This is a genomic window from Novosphingobium oxfordense (assembly GCF_044029435.1).
In the GTDB taxonomy this organism is placed as follows: Bacteria; Pseudomonadota; Alphaproteobacteria; order Sphingomonadales; family Sphingomonadaceae; genus Novosphingobium.
The window spans coordinates 1,305,557-1,329,378 of sequence record NZ_CP147005.1; the positions used below are offsets into that span (position 1 = coordinate 1,305,557).

General features: G+C 63.4%; 20 protein-coding genes. 7 read left to right on the forward strand and 13 right to left on the reverse strand.

Features of this window, described 5'->3' with window-relative positions; genetic code table 11:
• Window positions 1-79: 79 nt before the first annotated feature.
• Window positions 80-2,353, forward strand: a complete 2,274-nt coding sequence (rnr, locus tag WBP07_RS06060) for a ribonuclease R (RefSeq protein WP_395394882.1) — start codon at window positions 80-82, stop codon at window positions 2,351-2,353.
• Between the two features lie 7 nt (window positions 2,354-2,360).
• On the opposite strand, the gene WBP07_RS06065 is transcribed toward rnr, so the two are convergent.
• Window positions 2,361-2,816, reverse strand: coding sequence for a universal stress protein (locus WBP07_RS06065; protein ID WP_395333247.1), 456 nt, complete (start codon window positions 2,814-2,816; stop codon window positions 2,361-2,363).
• 174 nt (window positions 2,817-2,990) lie between these two features.
• Here WBP07_RS06065 and WBP07_RS06070 point away from each other — a divergent pair, with 174 nt between their 5' ends.
• From WBP07_RS06070 to lpdA, 3 genes are read left to right on the forward strand one after another with little or no spacing between them, the layout of a single operon-like run.
• Window positions 2,991-4,319 carry a pyruvate dehydrogenase complex dihydrolipoamide acetyltransferase gene (locus WBP07_RS06070; RefSeq protein WP_395394883.1) on the forward strand — a complete coding sequence of 443 codons (1,329 nt, stop codon included), beginning with the start codon at window positions 2,991-2,993 and terminating at the stop codon, window positions 4,317-4,319.
• Between the two features lies 1 nt (window position 4,320).
• Window positions 4,321-4,713, forward strand: coding sequence for an acyl-CoA thioesterase (locus WBP07_RS06075; RefSeq protein ID WP_395394884.1), 393 nt, complete (start codon window positions 4,321-4,323; stop codon window positions 4,711-4,713).
• 4 nt (window positions 4,714-4,717) lie between these two features.
• A complete protein-coding gene (gene lpdA / locus WBP07_RS06080; RefSeq protein ID WP_395394885.1) occupies window positions 4,718-6,133 on the forward strand; it encodes a dihydrolipoyl dehydrogenase in 1,416 nt (471 codons plus the stop codon).
• A gap of 78 nt (window positions 6,134-6,211) precedes the next feature.
• Here the strand turns inward: lpdA and WBP07_RS06085 are convergent, their stop codons facing one another.
• Together WBP07_RS06085 and WBP07_RS06090 are read right to left on the reverse strand one after the other, a co-directional pair.
• Window positions 6,212-6,526: a PilZ domain-containing protein gene (locus tag WBP07_RS06085; protein WP_395394887.1), complete on the reverse strand. Its 315-nt coding sequence runs from the start codon at window positions 6,524-6,526 to the stop codon at window positions 6,212-6,214.
• Window positions 6,527-6,620: 94 nt separating this feature from the next.
• Window positions 6,621-7,136, reverse strand: coding sequence for a GNAT family N-acetyltransferase (locus tag WBP07_RS06090; RefSeq protein WP_395394888.1), 516 nt, complete (start codon window positions 7,134-7,136; stop codon window positions 6,621-6,623).
• A 369-nt stretch (window positions 7,137-7,505) separates the two neighbouring features.
• On the opposite strand from WBP07_RS06090, the gene acs reads away from it, so the two are divergent.
• Window positions 7,506-9,455 (forward strand): acetate--CoA ligase, encoded by a 1,950-nt coding sequence (gene acs, locus WBP07_RS06095; protein WP_395394889.1) that lies wholly within the window; start codon window positions 7,506-7,508, stop codon window positions 9,453-9,455.
• A 59-nt stretch (window positions 9,456-9,514) separates the two neighbouring features.
• Here acs and WBP07_RS06100 read toward each other — a convergent pair whose 3' ends face one another.
• Both WBP07_RS06100 and WBP07_RS06105 read right to left on the reverse strand, forming a co-directional pair.
• Window positions 9,515-10,213, reverse strand: a complete 699-nt coding sequence (locus WBP07_RS06100) for a glutathione S-transferase (protein ID WP_395394890.1) — start codon at window positions 10,211-10,213, stop codon at window positions 9,515-9,517.
• Between the two features lie 130 nt (window positions 10,214-10,343).
• Window positions 10,344-10,508: a hypothetical protein gene (locus WBP07_RS06105; protein ID WP_395394891.1), complete on the reverse strand. Its 165-nt coding sequence runs from the start codon at window positions 10,506-10,508 to the stop codon at window positions 10,344-10,346.
• Between the two features lie 288 nt (window positions 10,509-10,796).
• Between WBP07_RS06105 and WBP07_RS06110 the strand changes: the two genes are divergently transcribed.
• The gene (locus WBP07_RS06110) at window positions 10,797-12,647 is read left to right on the forward strand and encodes a diguanylate cyclase (protein WP_395394892.1); all 1,851 of its coding nucleotides are present in this window, start codon (window positions 10,797-10,799) and stop codon (window positions 12,645-12,647) included.
• Window positions 12,648-12,817: 170 nt separating this feature from the next.
• Window positions 12,818-13,339 (forward strand): hypothetical protein, encoded by a 522-nt coding sequence (locus tag WBP07_RS06115; RefSeq protein ID WP_395394893.1) that lies wholly within the window; start codon window positions 12,818-12,820, stop codon window positions 13,337-13,339.
• A gap of 191 nt (window positions 13,340-13,530) precedes the next feature.
• Here the strand turns inward: WBP07_RS06115 and WBP07_RS06120 are convergent, their stop codons facing one another.
• From WBP07_RS06120 to WBP07_RS06155, 8 genes are all read right to left on the reverse strand, one after another.
• Window positions 13,531-16,263: a TonB-dependent receptor domain-containing protein gene (locus tag WBP07_RS06120; RefSeq protein ID WP_395394894.1), complete on the reverse strand. Its 2,733-nt coding sequence runs from the start codon at window positions 16,261-16,263 to the stop codon at window positions 13,531-13,533.
• Window positions 16,264-16,643: 380 nt separating this feature from the next.
• Window positions 16,644-17,708 (reverse strand): AraC family transcriptional regulator ligand-binding domain-containing protein, encoded by a 1,065-nt coding sequence (locus WBP07_RS06125; protein ID WP_395394895.1) that lies wholly within the window; start codon window positions 17,706-17,708, stop codon window positions 16,644-16,646.
• A gap of 84 nt (window positions 17,709-17,792) precedes the next feature.
• A complete protein-coding gene (locus tag WBP07_RS06130; RefSeq protein ID WP_395394896.1) occupies window positions 17,793-18,578 on the reverse strand; it encodes a carboxymuconolactone decarboxylase family protein in 786 nt (261 codons plus the stop codon).
• A 13-nt stretch (window positions 18,579-18,591) separates the two neighbouring features.
• Window positions 18,592-19,449, reverse strand: a complete 858-nt coding sequence (locus WBP07_RS06135) for an SDR family NAD(P)-dependent oxidoreductase (RefSeq protein ID WP_395394897.1) — start codon at window positions 19,447-19,449, stop codon at window positions 18,592-18,594.
• 47 nt (window positions 19,450-19,496) lie between these two features.
• Window positions 19,497-20,288 carry a sugar phosphate isomerase/epimerase family protein gene (locus tag WBP07_RS06140; protein ID WP_395394898.1) on the reverse strand — a complete coding sequence of 264 codons (792 nt, stop codon included), beginning with the start codon at window positions 20,286-20,288 and terminating at the stop codon, window positions 19,497-19,499.
• On the reverse strand, window positions 20,285-21,526 hold the full coding sequence (locus tag WBP07_RS06145; RefSeq protein WP_395394900.1) for an MBL fold metallo-hydrolase: 1,242 nt from the start codon (window positions 21,524-21,526) through the stop codon (window positions 20,285-20,287). The genes WBP07_RS06140 and WBP07_RS06145 overlap by 4 nt, the downstream gene beginning before the upstream one ends.
• A 38-nt stretch (window positions 21,527-21,564) precedes the next feature.
• A complete protein-coding gene (locus tag WBP07_RS06150; protein ID WP_395394901.1) occupies window positions 21,565-22,854 on the reverse strand; it encodes a sulfotransferase family protein in 1,290 nt (429 codons plus the stop codon).
• Window positions 22,851-23,669, reverse strand: a complete 819-nt coding sequence (locus WBP07_RS06155; protein WP_395394902.1) for an SDR family NAD(P)-dependent oxidoreductase — start codon at window positions 23,667-23,669, stop codon at window positions 22,851-22,853. The genes WBP07_RS06150 and WBP07_RS06155 overlap by 4 nt, the downstream gene beginning before the upstream one ends.
• Window positions 23,670-23,822 lie beyond the last annotated feature (153 nt).

Below are 23,822 nucleotides of genomic sequence, written 5' to 3' on the forward strand. Positions count from 1 at the left end.
GGGGTGTACCGCTGAGCCGGGCGGACGCGGATTGTAATTGCGCGCGTTTGTCGCCAAGTGCCGTGCTATGCCTCGCCCCATGAACAAGACGCCCAAGTCCTCCAAGCCGCGCCATGAGCCCGGCCTGCCCACGCGCCAGCAAGTGCTCGATTTCATCCAGAACGCCACCGATCCCGCCGGCAAGCGCGAGATCGCGCGCGCGTTCGGGCTGAAAGGGCAGGAGAAGATCCAGCTCAAGGCGCTGCTCAAGGACATGGCGGAAGAAGGCCTGATCGACGGCAAGCGTACCGCCTTCCACCGCATGGGCGGTCTGCCCAAGGTGACGGTGCTGCGCGTGGTAGACGTCAGCGAGGGCGAGCCCATCGCCATTCCCGATACCTGGTCGCCGGACGACGGCACTCCGCCGCCGCGCATCCGCTTGATCGAGAAGGGGCGCTCCGCGCTGCGCAAGGGCGATCGCGTGCTCTCGCGCACCGAAGAGACCTCCACCGGATGGCGCGCCTATCCGATGAAGAAGCTGATGCTTCGGTCCGAGCAGATGCTCGGCGTCGTGGAGATCGATGGCGGCGGCAAGGCCTGGCTGGCCCCGGTGGACAAGCGCATCCGCAGTTCCTCGCCGATTTCCGATCTTGGCGGGGCGGAGAAGGGCGAACTCGTGCTGGCCGAACCGATCGGCCGTTCGGCGCGGCCTTCGGTGAAGGTCTCCGAAGTACTGGGCGAACCGCTGGCGCCCAAGGCTTTCAGCCTGATTGCGATCCACAAGCACGGCATCCCCAACCACTTCACCGAAGAAACGATCGCCGAAGCAGAGCGCGCTGCAAAGATGCCTCTCAGCGTCGAAAAGCGTGAAGATCTGCGGCACCTTCCCATCGTCGCCATCGACCCTTCTGACGCGCGCGATCATGACGACGCGATCTGGGCGGCGCCGAACGATCAGGGCGGCTTCGACGCGCTCGTCGCCATCGCCGACGTCTCGTTCTACGTCCGTCCCGGCGGCCAGATCGATGGCGAAGCGCGGCGGCGCGGCAACTCGGTCTATTTCCCGGACCGCGTCGTGCCGATGCTGCCCGAAGTGCTGAGCGCCGACGTTTGTTCGCTCCGCTCGGGCGAAGACCGCGCGGCAATGGCCTGCCACATGAAGATCGATGGGCAGGGCAAGGTAACGGAATGGCGCTTCACCCGCGCCATCGTGCGCATCGATGAAGTGATCGCCTACGAAGAGGCACAGGTCCGCATCGACGAAAACCGCGCGCCGGAGCATCTCCAGAACCTCTGGGCGTGCTGGAAGCTGCTGGCGGAGGCGCGTGCCGCCCGCGATCCCCTGGAACTCGAACTGCCTGAGCGCCGCGTGAAGCTGGACGATCAGGGGCGCATCGCGGAAATCGCCATCCGTGAACGGCTCGACGCGCACCGCGTGGTGGAAGACTTCATGATCGCCGCCAACGTCGCCGCTGCCAAGGCGCTGGAGGCCAAGGTTGCGCCGGTCGTCTACCGTGTTCACGAGACGCCGAGCCGCGAAAAGCTTACCTCGCTCAAGGACTATCTCGCCACTTTCGGCCGCAAGCTGGCGATGGGTCAGGTGATCACGCCGGGCCTGTTCAACCGCATGTTGAAGGACATCGCGGACGAGAGCGAGAAGGCGCTGATCATGGAGGCCGTGCTGCGCAGCCAGACGCAGGCCTATTACGGCCCGCGCAACGAAGGCCACTTCGGCCTCGCGCTCGGCTCCTATGCGCACTTCACGTCACCGATCCGCCGCTATGCCGACCTTCTGGTTCATCGTGCGCTGGTCGATGCCTATGGGCTGGAGCAGCCTGCCCCGAACGGCGACATTCCAGCGCTCTCTGGCCTGTCCGAACGCGACCGCGACGATCTCGGCCGCGTCAGCGAGGCGATCAGCAATTTCGAGCGCCGCGCCATGGAGGCAGAGCGCGAGACGATCGACCGCTATGTCGCCGCCTGGCTATCGGCCCGCGTGGGTGACGTGTTCGACACGCGTATCACCGGCGTGCAGAAGTTCGGCTTCTTTGCGACGATCATTGGCCTCGGCGGCGACGGTCTCGTTCCCGTCTCCACCCTGGGTGACGAGCGCTTTGCCTATGATGAGAAGGCGCAAGTCCTCGAAGGTGAGAGCACCGGAACCAGCTATGCCGTCGGGCAGATCCTGCGCCTGCGTCTTGCAGAGGCGAACCCGCTGACCGGCGCGCTGAAGTTCGAACTGGAAGAGGGCGGCGGCCGGATCGAGCCGCGCGGCAGGCCGCAGGCGCAGCCGCTCAAGAAGAAGGGCAAGCACTTCGTCGGCCAGCGCGGCCGGCCGGGCAATATCCGGCACCAGGGCCGGAAGAAGAAGTAAGAGAGGCTTAGCTCAGGCGCTCGATCGCTTCGGCGTCGAGCGTTCCGGGTATAACGAAGACGGGGCAGGGCATGTGGCCCAGGCCTGCCCCGGTGAAGTGCGCCACCAGCGGGCCCGGTCCGCCTTCCTTGGCAGCACCCAGAACGAGCGCCGATACTTCGGGATGCTCTTTCAGGTATTCGCGTACGATCTTGATATCCTCGCCCATGCGGACGGAGATCACCGGCATCTTGGCACCTTGCGACAGCAGGTTGCCTGCCGCCGCCGTCACCAGCGTTTCGGCGCGGGCGCGGGCTTCTTCCTCGATCGTGGCCTGCACGCCGCCAAAGGCATTGAAGGGCTGTGGCGGCACCAGTGCCAGCAGGTGAAGCACGCCATCCGTCTTGGCGGCACGGCGGGCAGCGAACTGGAGAGCGACCAGCGCCTCTTCGGTTTCGTCCACGATAACCAGATAGACGCGCATGATTTTTTGGCCTCAATCCCCTTGCCGGCCGCTTATCGGGCCATTCAGGTCTCTGTGCAAGAGATCACGAATGGCGAAAGGATTGCGAAGGCGCTTGTATGCTGCGCGCAACTTGTCCAAGGAAAGGCCAACCCCGCACACCTCCCCAGGATAACAAGGGACTCACAAGCTTCCATGCCCATCGAGATCAAGATGCCCGCCCTGTCCCCGACTATGGAAGAGGGAAAACTGGCGAAATGGCTGGTTAAGGAAGGCGATACCGTCAACTCTGGCGACATCATGGCCGAAATCGAAACCGACAAGGCCACCATGGAATTCGAAGCCGTCGACGAAGGCGTCGTCGGCAAGATTCTGGTGCCCGAAGGCACCGAAGGCGTGAAGGTCGGCACCGTGATCGCCGTGATCGCCGGTGAAGGCGAAGACGCCAGCGCCGTTGCCGCCGCCCCCAAGGCTGCCGCGCCTGCCTCGGCCCCGGCTGCTACGCCTGCCGCCACTCCCGCTGCTGCCTCGGCTCCCGCCGCTTCGGCACCTGCGGCCACTCCGGCGTCGAAGGACGGCCGCGTGGTCGCCTCGCCGCTCGCCAAGCGCGTCGCTGTCGCCAAGGGCGTTGACCTTGCCGCCGTCACCGGCACCGGCCCCAAGGGCCGCATCGTCAAGGCCGACGTCGAAGCCGCTCAGCCCGGCACCGCCGCACCCAAGGCGGCCGCTCCGGCTGCTGCGCCTGCCGCAGCCCCGGTTGCCGCCGCTGGCGAAGCCAAGCCCGCTTCGGTCGAAATGGCGCCCGAAACCCGCGCCCTGCTGGACGACCGCATCCCGCACACCGTCGAGAAGCTGTCGGGCATGCGCAAGACCATCGCGCGCCGCCTTACCCAGTCGATGCAGGAAGCGCCGCACATCTACCTCACCGTGGACGTGCGCCTCGACAAGCTCATGGCCCTGCGCGCCGAGATCAACTCCATGCTCGAAAAGCAGGGCGTGAAGGTTTCGGTCAACGACATGCTGATCAAGGCCCTCGGCCGCGCGCTGATCGACGTGCCGGAATGCAACGTGACCTTCGCCGGTAACGAGCTGATCAAGTATGCGCGCGCCGACGTTTCGGTCGCCGTCTCGATCCCGGGCGGCCTGATCACCCCGATCGTCCAGAATGCCAACGGCAAGTCGTTCTCCGAAATCGCCAAGGCGACCAAGGACCTTGGCAAGCGCGCCAAGGAAGGCAAGCTTCAGCCGGGCGAGTATCAGGGCGGCACCGCCTCGATCTCGAACATGGGCATGATGGGCATCAAGCAGTTCACGGCCGTAATCAACCCGCCGCAGGCGACGATCATCGCGGTTGGCGCGGGCGAGAAGCGTCCGTGGGTCATGCCCGACGATTCGCTGGGCGTCGCCACCGTCATGAGCGCGACCGGCAGCTTCGACCACCGCGCGGTGGACGGTGCCGACGGTGCCCGCCTGATGGCCGCCTTCCGCGAATACATCGAAACGCCGCTGGGCATGGTTGCCTAAGATGGAAGACCAGACCAGCGGTTGCCCGCGTGACCCGGTGATCCGGGTCACGGCGATGCCGGCCGATGCCAACGCTTATGGCGACATCTTCGGCGGCTGGCTGATGAGCCAGATGGACATGGGCGCCGGTCTGATCGCCGCCCGTCGTTCGCGCGGCCGCGCGGTCACCGTCGCCATGGACGGCACCCAGTTCCACCTGCCCGTAAAGGTAGGTGACGAGGTTTCCGTCTATGGCGAAATCAAGCGGGTCGGCCGCACCTCGATGACGATCGCCATCGAGGCATGGCGCCGCCATCGGCACGAAGAAGAAGAAGTGAAGGTGACGCAGGCCGTGTTCACCTTCGTCGCGGTGAACGAATTCGGCAAACCGCGCGTCATCGATCAGGAGAAGTAAGACAGTGGCTGATACCTATGACGTCATCGTCCTCGGCTCGGGCCCCGGTGGCTATGTCGCGGCGATCCGTTCCGCGCAGCTTGGCCTGAAGACCGCCATCGTCGAGCGTGAACTGCTCGGCGGCATCTGCCTCAACTGGGGCTGCATCCCGACCAAGGCGCTGCTGCGCTCGGCGGAGGTGTTCCACCAGATGAAGCACGCCAAGAACTACGGCCTTGCGGCTGACAACATCACGGCGGACCTGAATGCCGTCGTTCAGCGTTCGCGCGGCGTTGCCAAGCAGCTGAATCAGGGCGTCACGCACCTGATGAAGAAGAACAAGATTGCCGTGCACATGGGCACTGGCAAGCTTATCGCTCCGGGCAAGCTGGAAGTGACCGGCGAGAAGGGCACCGAGACCATCTCGGCCAAGCACATCATCATCGCCACCGGCGCCCGCGCCCGCGATCTGCCCAACGCCAAGGCGGACGGCGAGCGCGTGTGGACCTATCGCCACGCGATGACGCCGAAGGAAATGCCGACGAAGCTGCTGGTCATCGGATCGGGCGCCATCGGCATCGAATTCGCCAGCTTCTACAACGACATGGGCGTTGACGTCACCGTCGTTGAGATGATGGACCGCATCGTGCCGGTCGAGGACGCCGACGTTTCGGCCTTCCTCGAAAAGCAGCTGACCAAGCAGGGCATGAAGATCAAGACCAGCGCCAAGACCAGCGACATGGTCGTTGGCAAGGATGGCGTGAAGGTCACCATCACCGACAAGGCCGGCAAGACCGAGACGGCCGAATTCAGCCACATGATCGTCGCCATCGGCATCGTGCCGAACGTCGAGAACATCGGCCTGGAAGACCTGGGCATCGAGCCCGACAAGCGCTTCCACATCAAGACCGACGACTACGGCCGTACCAACGTTAAGGGCATCTGGGCCATTGGCGACTGCGTCGAAGGTCCCTGGCTGGCCCACAAGGCAAGCCACGAAGGTGTCACCGCGGCTGAGGCGATCGCCCAGGAACTGGGCAACAAGGACGTCCATCCGCACGCGCTTGATCGCAACAACATCCCGGGCTGCACCTACTGCCATCCGCAGATCGCCTCGGTCGGCATGACCGAAGCGAAGGCGAAGGAAGCGGGTTATGAAGTGAAGGCCGGCACCTTCCCGTTCATTGGCAATGGCAAGGCCATCGCGCTGGGCGAGCCCGAGGGCTTCGTGAAGACGGTGTTCGACGCCAAGACCGGCGAACTGCTGGGTGCTCACATGATCGGCGCGGAAGTGACCGAGATGATCCAGGGCTACGTCGTCGGCAAGACGCTGGAAACGACCGAAGCCGAACTGATGCAGACCGTGTTCCCGCACCCGACGATCTCGGAAGCGATGCACGAATCGGTTCTGGCTGCCTACGGCCGCGCGCTTCACATCTGAGGCAGCGATCTACTGTAAAAATGCGAAGGGCGGGCCTGCGAGGGCCCGCCCTTTTCGTTTGCCGGCAGTTGCCCTGGCTCAGGCTGCAGCGCGGGCGATGTGCTCGAAAACCGCAGGATGAAGCGGTTCCGCGAAAGCGCAGCCAATGGTGTTGCCGCTAGTCCAGCAGATCCGCGCGTTCAACATCTGAAGGCCGGGAATGCGGATGCGGAGCGGCAGGTCTTCGCGCGCATCGGGCAGCCAGGCGATGCGGAAACCGCCCGGCGAAAGATCCTCCAGACGCGCGACTTTCCAGGGGCGTGTGCCCTGTCTTACTTCGCACAATAGCGACAGATCCACGCGGTCGATCCGCTCAAGCTGATCCGTGGGCTGGGGATCGGAAACGATATGCAAGACAACCTCCGCCAAGTGGAAGGTCGTCTTGCAAGTTCAGGCTTACCAAGGGGTTAGCACGCCCAGCGAATTGCGCCGGAACGGAACAATCCCGTCAGCGGAAGGTCTTGGAAAGCACCACCAATGTGGGATCGCCGGGGAAGGACTCGGGCGTGAAGCCCTTGTCGCGCTCGACCTCGATAGCGGCGCTGTTCTCGCGGCTTTCGATCGACATCACCTTGCGGCAGCCGCGCGCTTCGGCCTGCTTGCCCAGGAAATCGAGCATGGCCCAGCCGATGCCCTTGCCCTTGTAGACGCTGGCCACGGAAATCGCCACTTCGGCGGTATCGAGCGCAGCGTCGCAGGCCAGCACGCCGGAGGACACCATCTGCCCGCTGGCCTTGTCGAAACCGATCCACGATTCGGTGCGGAACTGGTCTGCATTCACCAGCGGCGCGATCTGCTGCGCGCTCACCTTGTCGGCTGCGGCAAAGAAGCGGAAGCGGCGGTCTTCGTCCGCCACGCGTTCGAAAAAGGCAGTCAGATCGGCCTCGTCGCTCTCCTTGGCGGGCCGCACTTCAAGTTCGATGCCGGAACGGGTGGGAAGGGTGATGACGTCATTGGGGGACATGAACGAAACTCCGCCGAGATGTGCCGGTTTCCTAGATCGAAACCGGAGGCGGGGCCTTGATCCAGATCAGGCCCCACTCCCGTTCTCGACCTCTCGCCGCTGTCGTCGCGGCGCAGGGCGGGAATAGCACAGGCCGCGCGGCATGTCGCCCTTGGCGGCAAGATCGGGCGCGTAACCCTGCGAAACCCCTGCGTTTCGTCTCGGCGACGGGACACTGAGGTCCCCGCGAAGATGCCGACCTAGCCCGTTGCCGCTGGCGGTCGTTCCGCCAATCATTAATGTGTTGTCGAACCGATTGCGCGGGCGTGCTAGGTGCTGGCACAAGCTTCCGCGCATGCCGGAAAAACTCCACCGGAGAGGAGAAAATTCATGGCCGAGGCCATCTACCCCGTGCCCGCAGAATGGGCGAAGAACGCCCTGATCGACGAGGCGCGCTACCTTGAGATGTATCAGCGCTCGATCACCGATCCCGATGGTTTCTGGCGCGAGGAAGCGCAGCGGCTCGACTGGATCAAGCCGTTCAGCGTGGTCAAGCAGACCAGCTTTCACGAGGCGGACTTCGGAATTTCCTGGTTCACCGACGGCACGCTGAACCTTTCCGCTAACTGTCTCGACCGACACCTAAGCGAACGTGGCGATGCCATTGCGATCCTCTGGGAGCCGGACGATCCGAAGAACCCGGAACGCCGCATCACTTATCGCGAGTTGCACGAATCGGTCTGCCGATTCGCTAATCTGCTGAAGGCGCGCGGTGTCAAAAAGGGTGACCGCGTCACCATTTACCTGCCGATGGTGCCTGAGGCGGCCGTCGCCATGCTCGCCTGTGCGCGCATCGGCGCGATCCATTCGATCGTCTTCGCCGGCTTCTCTCCGGACGCACTCGCCGGCCGCATCCAGGACTGCGACAGCCGTATCGTCCTCACCAGCGACGAGGGGCTGCGCGGCGGCAAGAAGGTCGCGCTGAAGGCCAACGTTGACGAGGCGCTGAAGGCTTGCCCGGCCGTAGCGAGCGTTATCGTCCTCGCCCATACCGGCGCCGACGTGCCTATGGTGGAAGGCCGCGATATCGATTGGGCTTCGGCCGTGGCCGATCAGTCCGCCGATTGCCCGCTCGAGGAGATGAACGCGGAAGACCCGCTGTTCATCCTCTACACCTCCGGCTCCACCGGCAAGCCGAAGGGCGTGCTGCACACCACCGGCGGCTACTCTGTCTGGGCCTCGATGACGCACGAGTACGTCTTCGATTACCGCCCCGGCCAGATCTACTGGTGCGCGGCCGATATCGGCTGGGTGACCGGCCACTCCTACGTCGTCTACGGCCCGCTGATGAACGGCGCGACCACGGTGATGTTCGAAGGCGTGCCGAACTTCCCGGACGCCAGCCGCTTCTGGCAAGTGGTCGACAAGTTCCAGGTCGAAATCTTCTACGGCGCCCCCACCGCGCTGCGCGCATTGATGCGCGAGGGCGACGACTTCGTGAAGAAGACCAGCCGCAAGAGCCTGCGCCTGCTCGGCTCCGTGGGCGAACCGATCAATCCCGAGGCGTGGGAGTGGTATCACAAGGTCGTGGGCGAGGGCCGCTGCCCGATCGTCGACACCTGGTGGCAGACCGAGACCGGCGGCGCCATGATCACCCCGCTGCCCGGTGCCACTGCGCTGAAACCCGGTTCAGCCAGCAAGCCGCTGTTCGGCGTGAAGCCCATGCTGCTGGACAACGAGGGCGTGGTTCTCGAAGGCGCAACGGACGGCTGCCTCGTCATCGCAGATAGCTGGCCCGGCCAGATGCGCACCGTCTGGGGCGATCACGATCGCTTCTTCCAGACTTATTTCTCAACCTTCGCTGGCTATTACTTCACCGGCGACGGCTGCCGCCGTGATGAGGACGATTACTACTGGATCACCGGCCGCATCGATGATGTGATCAACGTATCCGGACACCGCATGGGCACGGCCGAGATCGAATCCGCGCTCGTCGCGCATCCGGCCGTTGCCGAGGCGGCGGTGGTGGGCATGCCGCATGAGATCAAGGGGCAGGGCATCTATGCCTTCGTCACCTGCAATGCCGAAGTGGAGCCGGACGAAGCGCTGCGCAAGGAACTGATCAAGTGGGTCCGCCACGAGATCGGCCCGATCGCAACGCCGGACGTGATCCAGTTCGCGCCGGGCCTGCCCAAGACCCGTTCGGGCAAGATCATGCGCCGCATCCTGCGCAAGATCGGGGAGAACGACTTCTCGAACCTGGGCGATATTTCGACGCTGGCCGATCCATCCGTCGTCGAAAACCTGATCGCCAATCGCCCGCAGCCGGTGACGGTCTGACCGATGACGCCCCATGCCCGGATGCCGGGTATGGGGCGCTTCCGGGCAGGGTGCTCCCGTCAGAGCGCGACTTTGCGTAGGGACTTCTCGATTTCGCCCCCGCAATAGGCGTCTCCGTAGTCCCGCCGGGAATCGGCCGCGAGCTTCGTCAATGCTGAAATCGCCTGCATCCTGTTCACCAGCGCAGCGACGCGAGGCGCTGTATCATCGAGCAGCGCAGCAATCTTGCCGAAGCGGTCCGCCATCGTCGACCAGAGTACGGCGGTGACGATATCGGCCACGCCCGGCGCTTCCGTTCCCAGCATCGTCCCGTGCTGCTTCTCCAGACCGTGGGTGATCCCCGTGGCCTCCCAGATTTCCATCCAGCGCTTGAGGCGGGGAACGAACTCTTCCCACTTTTCATCGGTCCACATCTCGCGGCCCCCGTCCAAGGTGATCTCGTCGATCACATCGTTCGCATCGTTGACCATTTTCAGCGAAAGAGCCCTGCCTTCGGGAGACGCGGGGAGTAGGTTCAATGCCTCCCCCAAATAGAGCGCAATGGCCGGCATCTCGGCGATGGCAAAGCCGCTCGCCGTGTCGATCAGAACTGGCGGCCCCATGAACGGCACGGGCTGGTCGGCAGGAGCCTTGCCCATGATGTCCCCGATTTCGCCACTATCGTGCTCGATCCAGGCCTTTCCTGTATAGGCGAGGATGGCGCGAATGAACTGCCCACGAAATGGAACGGGCCAATAGTACAGATCGTAATCCGCCATGGAAGTCGAGCCTCCTCAACCAAACCACAATTCCCGAGATTGGAAATCCCGACCCGACAGTACGCTGCCGATTATAGGGAACGGTTGATGGTTGGCGCGGTTTCCAGAAAAAGCAGGCTGCGCTGCCGCTTTATTCTGCTTTCGGTGCAAGGCGGGCGGCGGCGAGGGCACCAATCATATAGGGTCCATCGTCCCGCTTGCCGCTGCGGATTTCCCGTAGGAACTTGCGATTGTCGAGCCCGCGGTTTTCGAGTTCGCTAGCGACTGCGTCGCGGATCTGGTTGAGGTTGTGCATATGTTCCGTCCTTGAGCTGGAACATATATAGAACATTTATCGGGCGATCAACCTCCGGATGGAGCTTCTTCGTCTTGGACCTGCCGTCTAGCACCAAGTCGTTTGGTTGGTGCGGGCGAACTGGCAAATGATGCCGGTCCCGAGGGGATATGCTTCCGCTAACTTTGGAAAGAGCGCGGGCTTCGTCGTCGCCGGACCCGACGATCCCATGACCGGTCGATGACGACACAATGGAGATATGTCGCGATAGCGCAGTGCCCGGGCGTTATCTGTCCCGTTTTGTTCGAGATGGCGACAACTTCGGTCGAAATCCTCGCAACTTCCGTCTATGATGGGGCGGTGATTACTTTACGCTTTGGTCGACCGGTCCTGGCGGGGGCGGTAGTTGCCATCCTTTATTTTGCCCTGGCTGCCCCGGCTCTGGAACTGACCAGGGGGGCGGACGGCGTGGCCACTGTGTGGCCGGCCAGCGGCGTAGCGGTCGCGGGGTTGCTGCTTGCCGGGCGCGGCGAACGGATTGCAATCTGCGTAGGCATTGCGTTTGCCAGCTTTTGGGCGAACTTCATTTGGGGCGGCAGCGCTGCAACGGCGCTGGGGCTGACCTTCGCCAATGTGATCGAAGCGGTCATCGCCTGTCGCCTGATGTCGGATATCGGGCGGCAGGACGGCAATCTCTTCACCATTCGATCGGTATCGCGCTTCTGCCTTGCGGCCGTGACAGCCGCTGTCGCTAGCGGCGGGATTGCCAGTTTCGCAGCCGGGCACGGCTCTCGCCACATGTTCCTGTCCTGGGTCACCACGGTGACGCTTGGGATCATGATCGTTGTGCCCCTGATCATGAACTTCATGGATGTCGCAACGCGCAGGCGGGCAGGCATGAAGGTTTCGGATGCCATACGCACGACGGCCGTGTTGGCCCTGGTTGGCGCGGTCGCCGCCGGCGTCTTTGCCCAATCGACCTTGCCGCTGCTGTTCCTGCCGATGCTGGCCGTGCTGATGGCCACCTATTTCCTGGGCCCAACCGGCGCGACCTGCAGCACGCTGATCATCGCAGCGATCGGCTCGTTCGCGACATGGAAGGGGAGCGGCGCGATCACGCTGCAGCACGCCGATGGCGAGGCGACGGTACTGTTCCTGCAGTTCTACATCTTCATGCTGCTGGTATCGGCATTGCCGCTTGCCGCGATGATATCGATGCGCGACCGCAGTTTCGCGGAAGTGGAGCGCGGCAAGCGCTGGCTGGAGATGTCGGAAAGCATTTCCAAGGTCGGGCATTGGCGGGTCGAACTCCCCTCCCAGCGGCTGTTCTGGTCGAGTGAGATCTTCCGGATTCATGGCCTGGTCCCCGGCACGGCTCCCACCGTGGAAAGCGCCGTGGATTTCTATCATGAGGATGATCGCGCGATCGTGCGTGGTGCCCTGGCCGACTGTCTCGAACGCAGGCAGCCCATGAGCTTCGAGGCGCGCATCGTCCGGAGCGATGGCGAGCTTCGGCATGTTTACAGCCGCAGCGAGGTGGAGACATCGGACGACGGCACCAACGTCGCCATTTTCGGCATCTTCCAGGATGTGACCGAGCGCGTGATAGCGGTGCTGGAAATGGCCAGTGCGCGCGCACGCGCCGAAGCGAAGGCAAGCGAAGCGATCATTCTCGCCGAGACCGATACGCTGACCGGCATCGCCAATCGCCGCAAGCTGTTTGCCGTGCTGGAAACGGAAGTAGGGCAGGCTGAGGCGCAATCGACCGATCTGGCAATCGCGGTGCTCGACATCGACCACTTCAAGCGGGTCAACGACCGCTTCGGTCACGCGGTGGGCGATCAGGTGATCCGCCGCATCGCCCAGATCTGTGCTCAGATGATCCGCAATGCGGACTTCGTCGGCCGGGTGGGCGGGGAAGAGTTCGTGGTCGTCCTGTCCGGTACGGGCTCGGAAATGGCGATCGCCCTGGCCGAGCGTCTGCGACGTGCGATCGAGAGCGAAGACTGGTCTCTGCTCGGCGTCGATCCCGTGACGGCAAGCATCGGCCTTGCCTGCTTCGTTCCCGGCATGGACTCCGATCAGTTCCTGGCCCGCGCGGACGGCGCGCTCTATCGCGCCAAGCGCGATGGCCGCAACCGACTGCGGCAGGCAGCCTAGAACGGCAACGTGAAGGCCGCCGACGGTCTAGGACAGTTCACGCCTTACATGATCCTGCGGTTAGGACTTGCGCTTCATCTATTCCCGATTTTATCAGCCTGATCGCCGCGAGTTGCTTGATCAAGGGCCGACAAGCGCCGCCAGCACGCATGATCAGGGAACACACTTCTATGCGTAAGATCATTTCGGCAGTCGCCGCGAGCTTTGCGCTTTGTGCGACGACTTCGGCGCAGGCAGCCGACACGGCAAGCTGCATTACGCAGCAGGAACTGGATGGGATCGTCGCATATTTTCTGCCCCGGGCGCTGAACGAGGTCGCACAGAAGTGCAATGCCGCCTTGCCTGCGGACAGCTATGTTCGCACCTCCATGCCCAGCCTGGTGACGCAGCTTGAGAACCGGAAACTGGCGGCGTGGCCCATGGCGAAATCCGCGTTTCTCAAAATGGGTCAATCCGAAGACAAGGAAATTGCCGGCCTGTCGGATGCGGTGTTGCGCCCATTGATCGACGAGGCGGTATCCACCCGATTGTCCATTCCGATCAAGCCTTCGACCTGTGGCGACGTGAACGACATCATTGAAGCGCTGTCACCTCTTTCGCCCGAGCAAATCGTGCATCTTGCCTCTACGGTCATCACGGTGGCGACCCGCGACGGGAAGACGATCCTTCCTTGTCCAAGACGTGCAGATTGAGCTGGACGTTGAACCGAGGGCGATCGAACTGCGGCCCGGGCCCATCGTCAATGTAATTGTCCGCGGTGGGCGATCCGGCTCGCCTCCTATCGACGAACGGCAAGCCCGGATTTCGTCAACGGGCGCGGCGTGCGGCGCTGGCTATACGGTTAAAACCGCCCAGGCTGGTGGCCCGGGCGGTTGAATTCAGATCAGAATTTCTTGCTTATGCCGAACTGAACGACGCGGCCGATCGTGAACGCGCTGCCCGATGTGGTATCTATGCCCAGGCCGGTCGCCGAGCGGAACTCCGGCGGAGCCACATCGAACAGGTTCTGGACGTTGAGTGTGAACGAAAGGTCGCTGGCCCAGGCCGATTTCGATTTCACGTCGTACTTGAAGAACAGGTTGATCGCATCGAACGCCGAAACCCGGGTCTGCCCGAATTCGACGGTGCCGCGCTTGTACCCCGACGTGTGGTTCCAGATCACTTGCGCGCGCAGGCCGCCGATCTTGGTTCCCAGGGTCCCCTGGATGCGGAAGACGGGCGTGTTGAAGGCCAGATCGTCGGAGACGGGCAGCGACGGCAGCGCACGCGACTTTTGAGACAGGCGGTAGTTGCCGGTGACGCTCGCGTCGAACGAGCCAACACTGGTGTCGAGCACATAGTTTGCGGAGAAGTCGATCCCATCCAGCGTTGCCGTACCGAGGTTACGCGCACGCGTATCGAGCGTGACGAGCACGGGCGAACTGGTGCCGCCCGAGGTGATGATCGCCTGTGCCGTCGAGTTCGGATTGGCCACGGTGAAGTTGAAATTGGCCGGATCGAACTGCGTCAGATATTCCGCCAACTGCTGGCCGCTGGGCCGGACAGCATAGAGCTGCGGAAAATTGGCGTAGTAGTCGCTGAGGTCCGCCCCGGTGACCGGCCTGCCGATCGTGCCGGTAAGGTCGATATTGTAGTAGCTGGCATTCAGCGTCAGTCCCGGTACGAAGGGCGGCTCGATCTCGGCGCCGATCGACCAATTGGTGGCCTTCTGCGGCTGAACCCCCGGCGCAGTGCCCGAGACGAACAGGCCGATCTCACCCGGAGCGGCGGTGACACCCGGCGGCGGGCGCAGGAAGGCAGCCGGAACGGTCGCCACGGCTGAGGCAAGGACGCCGAGTTGATCGACCGGCGACGGGGCGGTGAAGGATTTGCCCCAGTTGCCGCGGATCGCGATCCACTCGACCGGGCGCAGGGTTGCGGCGAGCTTCGGATTGAAGGTGTCGCCAAAGTCGTTGTACTTGTCATATCGGCCCGATGCCGAAAGCGTCAGTTCGTTGATGAACGGCAGGGCATTGTCGTCGCCGATGATGGGGATCGACAGTTCGCCGAACACCGAATCCACCTTCTGCGTATACTTGGTCGGATCCTGCAGCGCGTATGTGGAGGCGTTCGTGGTGCGCCGCGTGAAATTGTCCTGCATGTGCTCATAACCGACGGCTGCGCGCAGCGTCCCACCGGGAAGTGCGAAGACCGGCCCGTTGACGATGGCGCGGTAGTCGAACAGTTCGTTGCGGCCGCTGCCGGTCGCATAACGGAGCAAGCCAGATGCGACGCCGGACGAGGTCGCCCCGACATCGTAGGGATTGAGCGTTCCGTTGGCGAGCGCGGTCGCTTGCGCGGCAGCGCTGATCTGGGCGTTGCGGAACGAGGTTGCGGCGCTGCCATAGCTGAACAGGCCGCTGAATTCCCAGTCTGAGCCAAGCTCGACCGAGATCGAGGGCGCAATACGCCAGGTCTCAAGATTGGTTTCCTGCGTGGCGGAGCGAACGCCGTAAAGCGGGCTGTAGTCGAACCTCACCACCTGCGGCTTTCCGGCATTGGCGTCGGCGCTCGACAGGTAGAATGGGGAGGCCGCCGTCAGCGTGGCCTGGCCCGCAGCCCCGGTTCCGAGCGCCCCGGTTCCCAGCGTGCCGCCGATCTGTTCGATCTTGCGATTGGCATAGAGCGCGGTCATGTCGAACCGCACGCCGCTGCTGAGATGCTGGTTGAGCCGGGCGAAAACGGTGTGCAAGGTCGAAGTCGGATAGATCGCGACCGGATCGGAAAAGTCGCAGGTGTTGGGTCCGCCGGCAACCAGTCCGCTTCCGCCCGGAACATATGAGGTCGTGCCGATCGTCACATTGGGGGCCGCGCAGTTGCGGCCCGTCGGGATATCCGTGTTCCAGTCGACCTGCTTGATCCAGTCGCGGTCGGAGCCGAAGACGCTGTCGTGGTGCGAGTAGCCATAGGCGACGTAAAGGCCGCCGGTTCCCCAATCCTTGCCCGCAAGCGCGCTTGCCTCAACCGATTGGTAATCGTCGCCGATACCGTAGCGGGCATCCGCCTGGATACCGTCGAAGCGATCGCGCGTGACGAAGTTGATGACACCGCCGATCGCATCCGAGCCATAGACTGCCGAACCGCCGTCGGTCATCGCCTCTACCCGCCCGATTACGCCCGGAGCAATGATGTCGGGATCGACGGCGACCTGCTGGATGCCGGCACCCACGACGCGCTGGCCATCGAAAAGGACAAGCGTCTGCGCGCCGCCGCTGGTGTTCGCGCCCGGCAAGTTGCGCAAGTTGGGCCGGTTGATCGGGTTGCTGCCGTTTGCGCCGGGCGTAGGCGAAATGCCGGCGGGCAGGGCGTTGAAGAAGTTGCCGACCTGCGGGACGGTGGCCAGCACCTGGCTGGTAGAGGCCGCGCCGGTGGCCGCGATCTTGTCGGTATCGACGTTGATGACGTTGTTCCCGGCCGGAGCGATGCCACGAATGAGAGTGCCGGTCACGACGATCGGTTCGCTGGTCAGCTGTTCCGCGGCGGACTGTTCGGACGCCGACTGTTGCGGTGCAGGCGGCAGGCCTTGGGACTGCGCCGGTTCCGATTGGGCAAAGGCTGCACCGGGCAGCAGAGCCATTGTCGCTGCTCCCAATGCAAACCGGGCGCAGGAACGCTTGTAATTACTTGCCATTTCTTTTTCCTCCCCTTGGCGAATTCGCGGTGAATTCGTCGTCAAATCCGTCTCGTCAGCTTTGATCTGATCGAGGCAAAGCGGTCCCGTTGCGCAAAGCGGGGTTCCGCCTGCGTTTGCCGGTCCGGTACGGGATTTGGCTTGCTCCCTTGGCCTGAGGCCGATCGTGCCGCCTGCGGCATCTATTGCCGTCGGAGACGCGATCGTTGCCGTGCGCTCAGGCCTGCTTTCGCACCCTCTCTCCCACCTCGCGTTTGACGGCGAATCTCGTGGATTCGCCGCCAAACGAACCTCGTCTCTCCGCTAGGTGATGCGCCAATAGGCGCCTATTTGGCTTGACCTATCCGGACAGGGAGGCCGTTGGGGCGCAGTTTTCGCTTCAATCGCGTGGGCGACTTTCCAAACCAGCGTTGGCAGCTTCGCGAAAAGATGGACTGCTCCGCAAAACCCAGTTTTTCGGAGATTTCGTGAAATTCCAGGTCGGTGCGCTCAAGGTAATAGTGCGTCAATTCCTGCCGGACGCCGTCTTTCACCTCCTGAAAACTCAGCCCTTCCTCGCGAAGCCGGCGCCGCAGCGTACGCGGGTGGATGCTGAGGGCCAGCGCCACACCCTCGCAGGAACTGTCTCCTTCAGCGAGCGACCGAAGCACCAGCCCGCGCACTTCCGCGTCCACGGGAAGCTCTTGCTTGGGAAAGTGCCGGGCAATGTAACGGGTCATGTCGCGGTGGACGTATTCGTCGTGGCTGACGATGGGGCGGGAGAGATCCTCGGCGTAGAATGTGATGCCGTCCGCCGGTTCTCCGAACAGCACGTCACAGCCGAAATTCCGCCGATAGAGGCAAGTCGGCGATACCGGCTCATGACGGAAGTGTATCTTACGGGCACGCGCCAGCCCGCCCGTCATTTCCAGCGCTTCGAGATGGCCGATCAGCAGCAGTTGTTCGATCGCCTGGGCGCGGTCGGCAGTTCCCGCCAGCAGCAGTTCGTGTCCCGCAAAGGTGCTCGCCCGGTCCGATGCCTCACTCAGCCAGACGCGGGCCGCCCGGCTGTGCGCCGGGGTGTTCTCGCTCGCGAACCTGACGGCATCCCCGAAGGTCTTCGAATTGCGCATGACATTACCCAGCGGGCCGAACACGGCGCCCCCGCGTTGACGGATGGCAAGCCGCATTCCCAGGTCCGGGCAGTCGAGGTGTCTTGCCGCCGTATCGAGCAGCCGGATCGTTTGCCGGTATGTCAGGCCGCCTGAACATTCCGAATAATCGTCGGCAGGAATTTCGACCTCTCCCAGAAGCGAGCCCAAATCACCCCCGAGTTCGGCCAGAAGCAGTGAGAAATGCCGTAGCAATGGCGTAACCAGTCGCTCGAATTGGGCTTCGCTTGCTGCAGTCAAGACAAACGCTTCCTTCCGATATGACGTGAGGCCGTCCGCTACGATTAGCAGTTTTCAAGACGTCGGGCTCAAATTCCTACGCTTTCATGCATCCCAGCCCAAGTCGGCCTCGAAGTTCCTGATCATGGCGATGACGGCGCCCTGGATGACGGAGGCCTTGGGCCAGCCAGCATGCACCGCGTATTGCAGAACGAATTCCTGCAATTCATCGGCGGAGCAATTGCCGCTCGCCATTGCTGCATGGAAATGTGTCTTGATCGGTGTGGGCGCACAACTCTCGGAAACGCCCACCAGCGTGATCCAGCGGCGTGACCGTTGGTCCAGCGCCGAGCGTTTCCACATTTCGCCGAAGACGAAGTTGTCGATCCCCGCTTCGAAATAGGGCGTGACGGGTGCCGGTCCCGGAAAGCCCATTACGGCGTTGAATTCGTCGATGCCCTGCTGAACGCGCTCCTGCGGATTCCAGGGTTCGCCCCGGATCGGCGCAAAGGCAGTCGGGGCGAGCCCGAGGACCTGCGCGCACCGCGATATGGCGCGATCCAGTTCGATCCCGCGCGACCATCCGGCATAGACGGCAAGATGGAGTGCGGCCTCGCGCAGTTCGATCAATGACAGATCGCCGCCGGCAAGCGCACCGCGAACATAGTCGTCCAGGACGTCGACCGGGCCATTGCTGCTGGCTGCGCTTGCGATGGCGATGAGATAGCGCGAGCGTCGGTCGAGGCCGGGGCGGCTCCAGATTTCGGCGAACAGATAGTCGCGGCAGCTGGCCTCTATCGGCGTGGCCGGTTCATCCACCGATCGGGCGATCACAACTCCGCCGACATCGCTGCCGATTTGCGTTCGCTCCAAGGGGTCGAGAAGATCCATGATTTCGCTCCGCTCAGGCGTTGAGGGAATCGATGACGTCCTGGGTGATGCCGGGGCGGCCGGGGTCGCCGGCCAGAAACTCCCGGTGCTTCTTTTCGACAAAGGCGTCGGGGTCCGTGGCCACCTCGATCAGGGTGGCCCATGCCTCGTGATGCGTGGGCACAAGGATGCGGCTCGCTTCCATGGCGTCCGACAGGACCTTCGCCGTCTCCTGCTGGGACATGACCTGAAGGTGGCTGCCGGGCGCGCGCATGACGTAGTTCTCGCTGAAATGCTTCATCCCATCGACCGAGGTGGTCATCACCGGGCCGGGACAGAGGCAACTGACGCCAATGCCGAACTGCTTGAGGTAAAGCGCCAGATTTTGCGACATCGAGACCACGGCCGCCTTGCAGGCGGCGTAGTGGATCCGGCTCGCCGCGAAGGGATAGAGACCGGCAAAGCTGGCGGTGTTGACGATATGCCCGGAGCCGCGCGCGATCATGCGCGGCACGACGATATTGTTGGCGCGGACCATGCCGAAGAGATTGACGTCGAACATGCGCCGCCATTCGGAGAGGGGAATATCCTCTGGGTTGCCGCCCGACAGGATGCCGGCATTGTTCATATGGATGTCGAGTTGCCCCAGAGCCTGTTCCGCTGCATCGATCGTCGCGGCGACCGATGCCTCGTCCAGCACATTGCAATGAAGTCCGACGGCTTCGGTGCCCGACTTGCGCAGGATTTCGGCCGTGTCCTCGGCACCGTCCCGGCTGATGTCGGCAACGGCCACGCGCGCGCCGCGCGCAGCCCATTCCTGCGCGATGCGGCGGCCGATGTTTTGTCCTGCACCGATGATGAGTGCGCTCTTGCCAGCGAAGGTTTCCGACATCTGTTCCTCTCCCTGCCTGTTTTTAGGCGCATTTCGATCGTTGTGGTTTAGACGTTCATGGCATCGAGCAGATCGGATGCCGCCTGAATACCGGCGCGGAGTTCGTCCTCGTCAGTCTCTGCGGCATAGTCGGCCGGAACGACCTCGAGGTCGAACACGCCTTGATAGCCCGCGTCGAGGACGTCCCCGATCATACGCTTTAGCGGTAGATCTCCCTGGCCGATGTGCGCACGGCCGCCGCGACCCGAAATGGCGATGTCGCCGATCTGCACCAGCGCGATGTGCGGCATGGCGCGCTTCAGCGTCCTTGGCAGCCCGCGTTCCATCCAGTTGTTGCCGAAGTCGGAAACGATGCCGAGGCCCGTCTTCTCTGCGACTTCGATCGCATCGGAGAGGGACGTGCAGAACGATGCGCTGGTACGCAGGCTGGGTTCGAAGGCGGCGATGACGCCTTGCCGACGCGCGTGTTCGACCGTCAGGGCGACCGCTTCGGCGAACAGCGCGCAGTCCTCGTCCCAGTCGCAGCGGACGGTCCGACCGGTCGTGAAATAGATCGAATGGCCGTCGTGCGCTGCGACCAGATCGATCATGTCGCGCTGGACGGCGCGCGTCCCATCCCAGCTCGCACGATTGGCAAGCTGGAAACCCGCCGTGATCAGCGTGCTGATGCGGATGCCGGCGCCGTCCAGCGCGGATAGCTTGGTCTTCGGATCGTCCGCGATCTTGTTCATCAGCAGGCCGGCATGGCGTATGCCCATGCCCGTCCAGAGGGCAAGCTCACGCTCGAACGGCCACTGGAACGAGCACATGGCATCGACCGAAAGGCGCGCGTTCGTCATGGCGTGGTCCTCGCCAGAGCGGCCTCAAGACGATGGATTTCGCTTTCCAGCCAGCGGACTTCGCTGAAATTTTCGCGGCCGGCGGCGGTCAGGATCGCCTGCTGCGCTTCCAGCTGGATTTCAAGCGCGCGGCGATGGGACGGCGATCCGGCTTCCACCGCCTCGGCAATGTGCAGCGCCTTCAGCGGCTGGCTTTCGCTGAGGTATCGGGTTGCAAGATCGAGGACCGGCTCCGCGCCGCCCGCCAGCGTAATCAGGTCCGGGAATACGGAGTTGGCCGGCGTGCCGTACAGTTCAGTCGTCGATTCATAGCGGAACCATCCCAGATGTTCTTCCCAGATGGAGCGCACGATCCACGGTACTTTCCCGTGGCCCTGCGGGATCGCCAGTTCTTGCGGGAGCGTGATCGTTTCGATCAGTTCCCACAGGCTCTTGCCGGCGTTCATCCCCTCGAACGTCGCATCGCGAAGGTACTGCGCCGCATCGCGCATCCGGGTAAGGCTGTGGCGGATCGTCTCGGCGCCGCGGATCGGCTCGCCATGCCCGGTAATCAACACTTCGGGCTTGAGGTCGATGATGCGCTGGACGCTGTCGATGTACCACTGGACATAGCGATAGCGCTCGCCGCGAACGGTATAGAGGTTCGGCACGTGGCCGAAGATCGGTCCCGTCATGTTGCCGGTGAAAACGATGCGATCCTGCGGCAGCCAGACGGCCAGGGAGTCGACCGTCTCCCCGCCCGGTACCGAGAGGAGTTCGAACCGGCGTCCCCCCAGTCCGAAAGAGTGCGTATCGTGGAAAGTCGTCGTGAGCACCGGCTCGGGCCGCTCGGTCAGTTCCCGCTTCTGGTCTCGGCTCCAAAGGCGCCGCGATCGTGCCGCCATGGCCGGGCCGAGATCGCGATATTGGGTTCGTACGAACGGCAGGTTGGCGTGGCCGATGGTCTCGACGCCGGGCGCATTGAAGGTCGGCCAGCCGCCGATGTGGTCTTCGTGGCTCTGGGTGAAGACGATCTTGCGGATCGGCTTGTCGCTGACGGCATCGAAGCGCCGCTTGTTCTCGGCCGCGCTATAGATGATGCCCGTGTTGATCAGCACATCGCCGTCGCCGGTCGTAACCAGATAGAGGTTCGACACGTCTCTCGACATGAAGATGCCGTTGCCGAGATCGACGGCGTCCTGCGTTCCGGCACCGTCGTTGATGATCTGGGCATTGAGCGGTTGATTGGCATCGCGCATTTTCTTCGGCTCCCCTTCGGAAATGCATCCGGTATGGCTCACTGCACTTCCTGTTTCACGCGGAAGCGGTCGGTGTAGAAGGCAAAGCGCTGGCGCAGCGCGGGGATGTCGAGATTGAAATCCCCGGCAAGGTCATAGACCACCCGCCCATCCTTGCCGCGCGGATGGCTGTCCATATAGGCGCGCATGTCGGCAACGCTTTCCTCGCTGGAGGGAAGGCCGGCAAATTCCAGAACGCGCTGCGCGGTGCCGACATCGTCGGCGATGACGTCGCCGAACAAGACGTCGAGGCGCTGGCCTTCCGGCACCTTGTCCATGTCGCGCAGGTAAGCACGCAGCATCCGCTCGATCCGGTCGACCCAATAGGCGACGTGGCCCGGGATGTCGGGCTGCTTCTGGTGCGCGAGTACCGAGAGCCCGCGCATGGTCAGCACCGATTGCAGCAGCGCCAGCGGGTCGCGGTGGATCTGGACGATATAGGCATCGGGATAGTTGGCGATCAGCGCGGGGATCTGCTCGCTATGCTGGTTACCCTTGAGGATCCAGCGACGGTCCGAGGGGAACTGATAGGCGATCGCCTTCAGCATCCGCTTGCCATAGGCGTAATGCGGCGTCTGGTCGTGGCCGAGCAGATAGTCGCGCCAGGCAGGGACTTCGGCCATCCATTCCCATTGGTAGGTCGTGAAATCCGGCATCTGCAGCTCGTTTTCGCCGCAGGCATGGTCGGGCGAATGCTCATGCATGGCCGCCATGATGGCGTTCTGCTTCATCCGCTCCCAATGGGCGCTGGAGCGTACCCAGCGCGGATCGAGCCCGTCCGCACCGGCCGCTTCGCCCGGCGCCAGCACGGCTTCTGAGCCGAGGTAGACGGGCAAGTGGCGCAGACGGCGGTCGGCGGCGATAAGGTTTTCCAGGTGGGTCGTGCCCGATCGCGGCAGGCCGACGATGATGATCGGGCGATCTATGACCTGATCGTCGACCTCCGGATGCGTATCGAGGAAGGCTTTGTTCTTGAGGCGATTGGCTGCCTGCTTCACGCAGGCGGCACGGAACTGCGCCTTGGCGAAACGCCAGAGATTGGGGTTCGCAGCAACTTCGCCGACCAGCGCGCCAAGGCGCTGCGTGAAGTCCATCGGCCCGAAATCGGAAAGCCCGGTCTGCGCCCTGGCATCGGCCAGGATGCCTTCCACCGACATGTCGAGCGGTTCGGCCTCGGCGGCTTCAAGCTCGGCGCGGCGTTCCGGTGCTATCCCAGGATTGCGGAACTGTTCGACCTTGAAGACCTTGGTCTGGACTTTCTCAGCGTCCTTCGTCGGCGCCGCGCTCATGCCCGGCGCTCCGCTGCGGTGTTGAGCTTGCCGGCGTTCGCCATCCATCCACCATCGACGCGCACGAGGTCGCCGGTGTGGTAGCGTGAGGCATCGCTCATGAAGTAGACGCCGATCCCTTCGAAATCGGAAGGGTTGCCGAACCGCGGGATCGGACAGCGTTCGCGCACCTGGCTGCCGAGCGGCGAGTCCGGTCCCTGGTCCTTCACCGTCTCGCTCTCGGTATAACCGGGGCAAACCGTGTTGGCGCGGATGCCGTACTTGCCAAGGTCGACCGCGATGCCGCGCGCCAGCGCTGCCATCGCGCCCTTGGATGCGTTGTAATGCTGCATGCCGATAGACCCAGTGACGGCCGAAAGGCTGGCGCAGAACAGGATCGATCCGCCCGGATCACCCGCTTCGGCGCGGGTGCGCATGTGCCGCGCCGCCTCCCTTGCCAGATAGAATGCGCCGTGCTGGTTCACCGAAAGCAGTTCGTGCCAGGCTTCGCCCGTCATGTTGGTGAAGCAGCCCTGGTTCTTCATAAGGCCGGCATTCGCTATGGCGCCATCGACGCGGCCCATCTGGTCGACGGCTTCGGCGAAGGCTTCTACCACGCGCGCTTCGTCGGCAACGTCCACTTCCTGCGCGAAAACGCGTCCGCCGAATTCGGCCAGTTCGCGGGCCGCTTCCTCATTCCGATCCTTGCGGCGTCCCCAGATCACGACGTCGCCGCCCGCGCGGGCGATGCCGCGTGCGAAGCCCAAGCCGATACCTGCATTGCCGCCCGAAACGACGACGACGCGGCCGCTCATGTCCCAAGGAAGACGTGCCATGCCTCTCTCCAATTTTTATCCTGAAAGGGTTCTTGGGAGCCATCCTGCCCCCGATTCCTTTGTCGGGATGATTTAAACAGGATACTCTATAAGTCTGTCAAGCAATCGGACGGCCATCCCGCATCGCTGCTGCGAACAGACTGGACGCGGGGC

Excerpts from the sequence above, each read along its gene's own strand:
- WBP07_RS06155 (WP_395394902.1), bottom strand. The coding sequence starts at position 23,669 with ATGGCACGTCTTCCTTGGGACATGAGCGGCCGCGTCGTCGTCGTTTCG.
- WBP07_RS06130 (WP_395394896.1), bottom strand. The coding sequence starts at position 18,578 with ATGGATCTTCTCGACCCCTTGGAGCGAACGCAAATCGGCAGCGATGTC.
- WBP07_RS06145 (WP_395394900.1), bottom strand. The coding sequence starts at position 21,526 with ATGCGCGATGCCAATCAACCGCTCAATGCCCAGATCATCAACGACGGT.
- WBP07_RS06065 (WP_395333247.1), bottom strand. The coding sequence starts at position 2,816 with ATGCGCGTCTATCTGGTTATCGTGGACGAAACCGAAGAGGCGCTGGTC.
- WBP07_RS06140 (WP_395394898.1), bottom strand. The coding sequence starts at position 20,288 with ATGACGAACGCGCGCCTTTCGGTCGATGCCATGTGCTCGTTCCAGTGG.
- WBP07_RS06105 (WP_395394891.1), bottom strand. The coding sequence starts at position 10,508 with ATGCACAACCTCAACCAGATCCGCGACGCAGTCGCTAGCGAACTCGAA.
- WBP07_RS06150 (WP_395394901.1), bottom strand. The coding sequence starts at position 22,854 with ATGAGCGCGGCGCCGACGAAGGACGCTGAGAAAGTCCAGACCAAGGTC.
- WBP07_RS06075 (WP_395394884.1), top strand. The coding sequence starts at position 4,321 with ATGGAAGACCAGACCAGCGGTTGCCCGCGTGACCCGGTGATCCGGGTC.
- WBP07_RS06090 (WP_395394888.1), bottom strand. The coding sequence starts at position 7,136 with ATGTCCCCCAATGACGTCATCACCCTTCCCACCCGTTCCGGCATCGAA.
- acs (WP_395394889.1), top strand. The coding sequence starts at position 7,506 with ATGGCCGAGGCCATCTACCCCGTGCCCGCAGAATGGGCGAAGAACGCC.
- WBP07_RS06120 (WP_395394894.1), bottom strand. The coding sequence starts at position 16,263 with ATGGCTCTGCTGCCCGGTGCAGCCTTTGCCCAATCGGAACCGGCGCAG.
- WBP07_RS06115 (WP_395394893.1), top strand. The coding sequence starts at position 12,818 with ATGCGTAAGATCATTTCGGCAGTCGCCGCGAGCTTTGCGCTTTGTGCG.
- rnr (WP_395394882.1), top strand. The coding sequence starts at position 80 with ATGAACAAGACGCCCAAGTCCTCCAAGCCGCGCCATGAGCCCGGCCTG.
- WBP07_RS06110 (WP_395394892.1), top strand. The coding sequence starts at position 10,797 with ATGGCGACAACTTCGGTCGAAATCCTCGCAACTTCCGTCTATGATGGG.
- WBP07_RS06135 (WP_395394897.1), bottom strand. The coding sequence starts at position 19,449 with ATGTCGGAAACCTTCGCTGGCAAGAGCGCACTCATCATCGGTGCAGGA.
- WBP07_RS06070 (WP_395394883.1), top strand. The coding sequence starts at position 2,991 with ATGCCCATCGAGATCAAGATGCCCGCCCTGTCCCCGACTATGGAAGAG.
- WBP07_RS06100 (WP_395394890.1), bottom strand. The coding sequence starts at position 10,213 with ATGGCGGATTACGATCTGTACTATTGGCCCGTTCCATTTCGTGGGCAG.